Here is a 7239-nt window from a genome sequence, read left to right as displayed (position 1 = left end):
GCGGCGGACCCTCCTCGAGGTCGGGTCGTGCGGGGCCGGGAGTGCCGGTAGACGGCGGACTCGGAGCCTGCCTGCATTGCCCTTGTGCGCCGGGAGCGTACCTCCCGGCGCACAAACGCATCTATTGTACTCAGCCGCGCCCGGTGTAGTTCGGGGCCTCGACGGTCATCGTGATGTCGTGCGGGTGGCTCTCCTTGAGGCCCGCCGCGGTGATCTGCACGAACTGCGCGCCCTGGAGGTGCTCGATGTTCTGTGAACCGGTGTAGCCCATCGCGGCACGCAGGCCGCCGACGAGCTGGTGGATCACCTGGTTGACCGGGCCGCGGAACGGAACGCGGCCTTCGATGCCCTCGGGGACGAGCTTGTCCTCGGCGAGCACGTCGTCCTGGAAGTAGCGGTCCTTGGAGTACGACTTGGCCTGGCCGCGGCCCTGCATCGCACCGAGCGAGCCCATGCCACGGTAGGCCTTGAACTGCTTGCCGTTCACCAGCACCAGGTCGCCGGGCGACTCGGCGGTGCCCGCGAGCAGCGAGCCGAGCATCACCGTGGACGCCCCCGCGGCGATCGCCTTGGCGACGTCGCCGGAGTACTGCACGCCACCGTCGGCGATCACCGGCACGCCGGCGGCCTTGCACGCGGCGACGGCTTCGAGGATCGCGGTGATCTGCGGCGCGCCGACACCGGCGACCACACGAGTGGTGCAGATGGAGCCGGGGCCCACACCCACCTTCACCGCGTCGACGCCCGCCTCGACGAGCGCGGCGGCACCGGCACGCGTGGCGACATTGCCGCCGACGATCTGGATCCGGTCACCGACCTCGGCCTTGACCTTGGCGACCATCTGCAGCACCTGCGACTGGTGGCCGTGCGCGGTGTCGACGATCAGCACGTCGACCCCGGCGTCGGCCAGCGTCATGGCCCGCGACCAGGAATCCTCACCGACACCGATCGCGGCGCCCACCAGCAGGCGGCCGTCGCGGTCCTTGGTGGCGTTGGGGTACTGATCGGTCTTGACGAAGTCCTTGACCGTGATCAGCCCGCGCAGCCTGCCGTTGCCGTCGACAATCGGTAGCTTCTCGATCTTGTGGCGACGCAGCAGCCCCAGCGCGGCCTCGGCGGTGACACCCTCACGGGCGGTGATCAGCGGCGCCTTGGTCATCACCTCGTCCACGCGGCGGTCCTGATCGACCTCGAAGCGCATGTCGCGGTTGGTGATGATGCCCACCAGCGCGCCGGTCTCGTCGACTACCGGCAGACCCGAGATGCGGAAGCGGGCGCACATGGCGTCGACCTCGGCGAGGGTATCGGTGGGACGACAGGTGACCGGGTCGGTCACCATGCCCGCCTCGGAGCGCTTCACCGTCTCCACCTGGGCGGCCTGGTCGGCGGCCGAGAGGTTGCGGTGCAGCACACCCATACCGCCCGCACGCGCCATGGCGATGGCCATGCGCGCCTCGGTGACGGTGTCCATGGCCGAGCTCACCAGCGGCGTGCGCAGGGTGATGTCCCTGGTCAGCTTGCTGGAAGTCTCGACCGAGCTGGGGATGAGATCCGAGGCGGCAGGCAGCAACAGCACGTCGTCGAACGTGAGGCCGAGCATGGCGATCTTGGTCGGATCGTCGCCCCCCGTAGGAGGGCGCACCGCGATTCGTTCGCCCGACACGGGATTACTCATTCGGATCGACCCCTCCTGGTCGTCATAGCTACCGACGCGGTAGACACAGTGCGTCGGTGCTCGAGCGGAAAAAGCTTTCGGATGGTCGGCTGGAACAAAGTCGCCGACGCCTGTATTCCATGGTATCCGGCGCCCGGAGACGCCTGTGAAGTGAGCCCTTCCGCAAAACTTGCCCGGTGCATCGCTGGCGCGATGCACCAAGTACTGCGTACCGTGGGGATGTGCGTGACCATCTACCACCTGGCCTGCCGCCGGATCCCTTCGCCGGAGACCCCTCCGACCCGTCCGCCGCGCTCGATGCGATCGAGCCCGGTGAGCCGTTGGATCCTCATGAGCGCCTCGCGGTCGAGGAAGATCTCGCAGACCTCGCCGTATACGAAGCCCTGCTGGCCCACCGCGGTATCCGCGGTCTGGTCGTCAGCTGTGAGGATTGTCGGCAAGATCACTACCACGACTGGGACATGCTGCGGGCGAACCTCCTACAGCTACTGGTCGACGGCACTGTCCGTCCACACGAACCCGCCTACGACCCCACCCCCGAGGCTTATGTCACGTGGGACTACTGCCGCGGCTACGCGGACGCGTCGATGAACGAGGCGTTCCACGGCGACGGGTTCGACGGGTTCGACAACTGAGCTCTCCGGCAACTCGGCACAGCTGAGTCCGTCGCGGCGCCTGCCCTCCTCCACTCTCGGTCACGCGTGCGTGGGGGGAATACGCGGGCCCACACCGGAAATGCCCCAGCACAAGACGAAGGCCCCGAACCTGTTCGGGGCCTTCGTCTTTAGTTCAATTCATCGTGCTGCTACGGCGAGGGCACCGCGGGCGGCGACTGCAGGATGGTCGCCGGCGGAGGCACCTGCTGCGTGGGCGGCAAGCTCGGCAGCGGTGCCGACGTCGGGACCACCGTCGTCGGCACAGTGACGACCGGCGGTGATTCGACGATGGTGGTCGGTGGTGTGGTCGGGTCGACAGTCACCGGCGGGGTCACCGGCGGTTGTGTCGGCTCGACCGGCGGCTGCGACGGCTCGACCGGAACCAGCGGCTTGGTTTCCGGGCCAGGGCCCGTGCCCGGGGTCTGCATGATGACCGGCGGCGGCGTCGACGGATCGGTGGTACCCGCTCCTGGAGCGGTAGGCGCCACCGGCGCGGTGGTACCCGGATTCGTCGTCGGCGGGACCTGAACGGGCGAGCTGGGCTTGGTCGGCGCGGTGGTGGTCGGCGGCAGTTGCGCGCCGATCTCCGGGGCGACCTTGATCAGCTGATCTCGCAGCAGGTTCCAGCGCGCGATCAGATCGTCACGCTTGGCCGGATCGTCGACCTGGCCCGCGTTGGCCGAAGCCTGTTCCAGCCTGGCCTTCGCCTGTTCCGGATTACCCGAGGTGAGCAGGTTCTGTGCGGCCAGCAGATCTTCGTCGGCGTACTGTACGACGGTGGACTGTGCCTGCTCGCTGAACACGACCTCCTTGACCCGCCACAGCGGATCGCCGGGAGCCGCGCTGTAAGCGAAGGCCGTGATACCGCCGAACACCAGCGCCAGTGCCGCCGCTGCCCCGAAAATCGGGCGGACCAGTCGTAGACGTCCGCGCGAGGAAGCTCCGACTCGAACCTGCCGCGCGCCGATCTCCTGATTGACGGCCGCGAACACGGTGTCGAGATCAGGGCCCGCGGGCATCGGCTCGGCCAGTAGGTCGGCCCGCCAATCCGCGAGTAACGACGCCAGCTGGAACTCTTCGGGACTGTCGGTGCGGACCGGACCATCGCTCGCGATCGCGTCGATCAGCGCATCATCGCTGCGCACCGCCGCAATGTCGACCGGTCCGGAGTCACCGGCATCCTCGGCGGCGTAGGGACCGCTGTCGTGCGATCCGCGCTGCCAAACTTTCCGGTCGCCTAGACCGCGCTCGCCATCCCTAGCCATACATTTCACCTGCCCTCGCCACTTGTGACTTCAGTTTCGCGAGTGCCCTGTGCTGGGCAACCCGTATCGCCCCCGCCGTGCTGCCCACGGCGACTGCGGTTTCCTCTGCTGACAGACCCATGACCAAACGCAGGATCAGGATTTCTCGATGCTTCTCGGGGAGCGTGGCCAGCAGAGTGTTCATCTGCCTGCTCGTCTCCGAGTCGAGAGCCCGCTGTTCCGGCCCGTGGTCGGTGGATATGACATCTGGTACTTCGGCCATCGCCTCCGCCTTGTTACGGGCGGCGTTGCGATGGGCGTCGGCGACCTTGTGCGAAGCGATTCCGTACACGAAGGCCATGAAGGGCCGACCCTGATCCTGATAGCGGGGCAGGGCGGTCATCACAGCCAAACAGACCTCTTGCGCAACATCGTCCGCGGAGAGCTGTCCGCGCTCCGCGGCTCCGATCCTGGCCCTGCAGTAGCGAACCACCAAGGGACGGACCAGTTCCAATACCCGAGCTAAAGCGGTCCTGTCGCCCTGCGCAGCCGCAGCGACGGCGAGGTCCAACTCTTCGCCCATATGCGTCATCGTCAGAGATTTTCCTGGCGTTACGAGTGGCGCGGTCGAATGTGACCGAGCTTCCACCGAAATGGCGGAACGGCACTAACAATAGCGACCCCCGGATCGGCCGCCAGCGGGCGTGGCCGCTTCTAACCGTGCTCTCAGAAAGATCATCCGGAGCGAATCAGGCACCCAGCGGGGCGATGTCCCCACCCCAGGCCCGTAGACGGGCGCCATGATCTGCGGCTTCGCCCGCCGCGGCGCGCGCCGGAGCCGGATCGGCGACTCCCGAACGCAGCATCGCGGTGGCCCAGCGCAGTGGGAGAAGGCCGTTTTCGCGGCAGTCCGCGTCGACTCGCACGGCCAGTTCGGCGGACCCGGAGAGGTCGCCTGTGGCGGCTGTCGCGGCCGCCACGAGCAGCGCCGATTTCACCTGGTGACGCACAGAGGGAAGCGCCCCGGCGAGTTCGACCGCCGCGACCGCGTCGCGGAGCGCTGCGTCCGCTTCACCGCCGGCGAGCGCGGTCTCGGCGCACACCCAGTGCCAGCGCACCTCGGCTCGCGGAGGTGCCGCGGCGAGCAGTGGCCGCACCCGGCCGAGCAGTGTGCGGGCCAGCGCGAGTCGACCGGTGCCGAGGGCATCGGCGGCCAGGCCCGTATACGCGTCGGCGAGCGCCTCGGCGCGCGACGCTCCGGTAGCGCCGAGTGCGATCGCCGCGGCGCGACCGTCGAACGCTGCCGCACCCGCGTGATCGCCGAGCTGGCGCAGCAGCGATCCACGGGTGCTCTCGATGAGGGATTTCAGGCCGGGATCGGTCACGGTTCTGGCCGATATCAGCAGGTCGGCACGGGCGGCGGCATAGCGGCCCTGGCCGCCGAGCGCGACCGCGCGGTACCACCGCGACAACGGGTCCGCCGGCTCCGGCAACTCCGTAGCGGCCAGGCCGGGAGTGGGCCCGAAAGCAGTCGAAACGAGTATTTCGGAACCGATATCCGCGGGTGAGGCCATTGTCTGCACGACGAGACTCTAGCCGCCACCCGCCCCGGGCAGCGCCCATGTTATGGATCGACGAGGGGCAATCAGCAAACAATCAGCATTTCACTCGAGTGTCGATGTTGCCATCAGGTAAATCTCCGCTCCCCGATGCCACTACCGGAAAGTCTCGAATTCACATGCGTTTCGCGCAATTAACCTTCACGCCCCGTTTTCGCCATCTGCACGCAGTCCGGGCGCGGAGGCCGTTGTGATCCAGCACACCCAGCCGCCCTGGCCGTCGCCGGCTCGAACCAGGCCCCGACCGGCGCGACCTGGGAAAATATGGGATGTCTCGGAAACGCGAAGACACCCGATCCATAGCCAACCAAACAGTATGGAGGGATCGGGTGTGAAATGTAAATAGTGAGTAGGTTAAATTTCAGCGTTGCAGATTTACTGAACTCATGCGCCGAACTATTGACGGAAATTCCCGCCTGCACCTAACGTAGCTCATCGCCACGGTTGGCGCCGCGCGAAATCGCAGCGACCTCCGAGCGGCACCGTCAGGCACCGTCGAGCCGGCCACCCCCACCGGGTGGCGCGAAGACCTGCCGCACCACTCGCTCGACAACGCTGACGAGCTCGCGCCTCAAGGAGTTCACATGCCCATGCCCACCCACCTTCCCGGACCGAACGCCGATGTCTGGGACTGGCAGATGCGCGGCTCGTGCCGCGGTCAGGACTCCGCGGTCTTCTTCCACCCCGACGGCGAACGCGGCCGCGCCCGCACAGCGCGCGAGATGCGCGCCAAGGAGATCTGCCGGGCCTGCCCCGTGCTGATGCAATGCCGCACCCATGCCCTCAAGGTCAGCGAGCCCTATGGCATCTGGGGCGGCATGTCCGAGACCGAACGCGAGATGCACGCCCGCCGCAACCGGCGACGGATGGCCGTCTGAGGTCAACCGGGCCCGTCTGGCCGGGTTGGCAAATCTGTTCCAATCCGCTGGCCGTGGCGCGCCGAATCTCTAGCAAACAGCTGGCACCCGAATAAAGGGCACCCCCGGTCGCGAGGAGGTCATAGCCTCGGGCTACATTCGTGACCGATGACACAGAATGGGTTCCGAAGCGAAGCCTTTCCACCGAGCGTGGATTCTGCGGTTACCGCACGCGCGGCCGAAGGAGTCGAGCTAGCTGCACTGCTGGAACGATGCGGCCTGTCCGACCAGCAGGCCTTTGCCGAGCTGTACGACCGAACGTCCGCGCGCGTTTTCGGCCTGGTCCTGCGGGTGCTCCACGACCCCGGGTACGCGGAGGAGACCACTCAGGAGGTCTATCTCCAGATCTGGCGTACCGCTACGAGTTTCGACCCCGCCAAGGGGTCGGCGGTGACCTGGCTGATGACGTTGGCACACCGGCGCGCGGTCGACCGGGTTCGCGCCGAGCAAGCCCACACCCAGCGCGAGGTCGCGTACGGGATACGGGTGCTCGGACACGAATTCGACGAGGTCACCGAGGAGGTGGAACGCAGACTAGAACAACAGGCCGTCCAGCGCGGACTCTCGACCCTCACCGAGACCCAGCGCGAGGCGATCTCGCTCGCCTACTACGGCGGGCGGACCTACGCGGAGGTAGCGACATACCTCGGCATCGGGTTACCGACCGTTAAGTCCCGAATTCGGGACGGATTGACACGACTGAAGAAAAGTTTGGGGGTGACGTGAGATGAACGAAGCCCAGATCGATCTCGCGCACACCGTCGCGCTCGGATTGATCGACGACGAAGACCATCACGCGATCCAGACCATCATCGATACCGAAGACTCCACCCTGTGTACGCAGTTCCTGCGAGAGGTTCGCGATACCCGCGAAGCTCTCGCCCAGCTCGCGTCCACAACCCCCACCCCACCACCCGAATCGCTGCGCGCCCGTTTACTGGCCGCCCTGGACGCCGAAGATCCCCCGGTAGCCAGCTGACCCACACCGCCCAACCCCAGACCCGCCATGACCGCACTCCCACCCACCACCTGCGACCCCTAGGGAGCAGCGGCCACGCAGTGGCCGGTCGCGGCCGGGTCGCCGGTTAGCCGCCGGGGCGTAGGCGACGAAGGAGCAAGCCCCGGTGG

General features: G+C 67.2%; 8 protein-coding genes. 4 read left to right on the top strand and 4 right to left on the bottom strand.

What is annotated here, in order from left to right; translation table 11 throughout:
- Window positions 1-130: 130 nt before the first annotated feature.
- Window positions 131-1675, bottom strand: a complete 1545-nt coding sequence (gene guaB / locus ACWGCN_RS35610; protein ID WP_378635339.1) for an IMP dehydrogenase — start codon at window positions 1673-1675, stop codon at window positions 131-133.
- Between the two features lie 221 nt (window positions 1676-1896).
- Between guaB and ACWGCN_RS35605 the strand changes: the two genes are divergently transcribed.
- The gene (locus ACWGCN_RS35605; protein WP_022567296.1) at window positions 1897-2310 is read left to right on the top strand and encodes a DUF5319 domain-containing protein; all 414 of its coding nucleotides are present in this window, start codon (window positions 1897-1899) and stop codon (window positions 2308-2310) included.
- A 170-nt stretch (window positions 2311-2480) separates the two neighbouring features.
- On the opposite strand, the gene ACWGCN_RS35600 is transcribed toward ACWGCN_RS35605, so the two are convergent.
- The 3 genes from ACWGCN_RS35600 to ACWGCN_RS35590 form a co-directional block, all read right to left on the bottom strand.
- Complete coding sequence (locus ACWGCN_RS35600) at window positions 2481-3596, bottom strand: anti-sigma-D factor RsdA (protein WP_452460404.1); 1116 nt, start codon at window positions 3594-3596, stop codon at window positions 2481-2483.
- The gene (locus ACWGCN_RS35595) at window positions 3589-4167 is read right to left on the bottom strand and encodes a sigma-70 family RNA polymerase sigma factor (RefSeq protein WP_056818204.1); all 579 of its coding nucleotides are present in this window, start codon (window positions 4165-4167) and stop codon (window positions 3589-3591) included. The genes ACWGCN_RS35600 and ACWGCN_RS35595 overlap by 8 nt, the downstream gene beginning before the upstream one ends.
- Before the next feature lie 157 nt (window positions 4168-4324).
- On the bottom strand, window positions 4325-5149 hold the full coding sequence (locus tag ACWGCN_RS35590; protein ID WP_452460405.1) for a hypothetical protein: 825 nt from the start codon (window positions 5147-5149) through the stop codon (window positions 4325-4327).
- Between the two features lie 629 nt (window positions 5150-5778).
- Here ACWGCN_RS35590 and ACWGCN_RS35585 point away from each other — a divergent pair.
- From ACWGCN_RS35585 to ACWGCN_RS35575, 3 genes are all read left to right on the top strand, one after another.
- Entirely contained in the window at window positions 5779-6072 is a 294-nt protein-coding gene (locus tag ACWGCN_RS35585; protein ID WP_022567299.1) for a WhiB family transcriptional regulator, read from the top strand.
- A gap of 147 nt (window positions 6073-6219) precedes the next feature.
- Window positions 6220-6837, top strand: a complete 618-nt coding sequence (locus ACWGCN_RS35580; RefSeq protein ID WP_378635331.1) for a sigma-70 family RNA polymerase sigma factor — start codon at window positions 6220-6222, stop codon at window positions 6835-6837.
- A gap of 1 nt (window position 6838) precedes the next feature.
- Entirely contained in the window at window positions 6839-7090 is a 252-nt protein-coding gene (locus ACWGCN_RS35575) for an RskA family anti-sigma factor (protein ID WP_378996932.1), read from the top strand.
- Window positions 7091-7239 lie beyond the last annotated feature (149 nt).

It is taken from the genome of Nocardia sp. NPDC055050, assembly GCF_053608345.1.
The sequence above is the reverse complement of the archived record's forward strand: the minus strand, read 5'-3'. Positions and strand labels throughout refer to the sequence as shown.

Bases quoted from the DNA above. Each gene is read 5' to 3' on its own strand.
- guaB (WP_378635339.1), bottom strand. From the start codon at position 1,675: ATGAGTAATCCCGTGTCGGGCGAACGAATCGCGGTGCGCCCTCCTACG.
- ACWGCN_RS35600 (WP_452460404.1), bottom strand. From the start codon at position 3,596: ATGGCTAGGGATGGCGAGCGCGGTCTAGGCGACCGGAAAGTTTGGCAG.
- ACWGCN_RS35595 (WP_056818204.1), bottom strand. From the start codon at position 4,167: ATGACGCATATGGGCGAAGAGTTGGACCTCGCCGTCGCTGCGGCTGCG.
- ACWGCN_RS35590 (WP_452460405.1), bottom strand. From the start codon at position 5,149: ATGGCCTCACCCGCGGATATCGGTTCCGAAATACTCGTTTCGACTGCT.
- ACWGCN_RS35585 (WP_022567299.1), top strand. From the start codon at position 5,779: ATGCCCATGCCCACCCACCTTCCCGGACCGAACGCCGATGTCTGGGAC.
- ACWGCN_RS35580 (WP_378635331.1), top strand. From the start codon at position 6,220: ATGACACAGAATGGGTTCCGAAGCGAAGCCTTTCCACCGAGCGTGGAT.
- ACWGCN_RS35575 (WP_378996932.1), top strand. From the start codon at position 6,839: ATGAACGAAGCCCAGATCGATCTCGCGCACACCGTCGCGCTCGGATTG.